The organism is Salinimicrobium oceani (genome assembly GCF_012037645.1).
In genome coordinates, this window is sequence record NZ_JAAVJR010000564.1 from 1 (window position 1) to 469 (window position 469).

Below are 469 nucleotides of genomic sequence, written 5' to 3' on the forward strand. Positions count from 1 at the left end.
ATATCTATAGAAACTATGGGGTCTTCGGTATATTCCAGGATATTTTTTAAAGAACCTGCGGCGGCTTTCCTAAAAGCGGCATTAATATCTTCTATAGAAATATTTTTTTCGACCTGAAGGGTCATATCGGTAAGGCTGCCATTTGGCACAGGGACCCTTATTCCGCAACCGCCAATTACTTCCCTTAAATCTGGAAAAATCCTGGTAAGAGCCTTTGCTGCACCTGTAGTTGTTGGTACGATCGATTGGCCTGCAGCACGAGCTCTTCGCAGGTCTTTATGTGGCTGGTCATGTAAGCTTTGATCTGAAGTGTAGGAGTGAACGGTGGTGATGTAGGCCTGTTTTACGGTCGCCAGTTCATGAACTACCTTAAGCATGGGTGCGGCATTGTTGGTGGTGCAGGAAGCGTTGGATATGATTTTTTCTGAACCGTCTAATATGTCTTCATTGACTCCCATTACAATCATTT

The 469-nt window shown here is 44.1% G+C and carries 1 pseudogene; it reads right to left on the reverse strand.

The features are described 5' to 3' along the window. Positions 1-469, reverse strand: a pseudogene (locus tag HC175_RS18265) (type I glyceraldehyde-3-phosphate dehydrogenase); the annotation flags it as partial.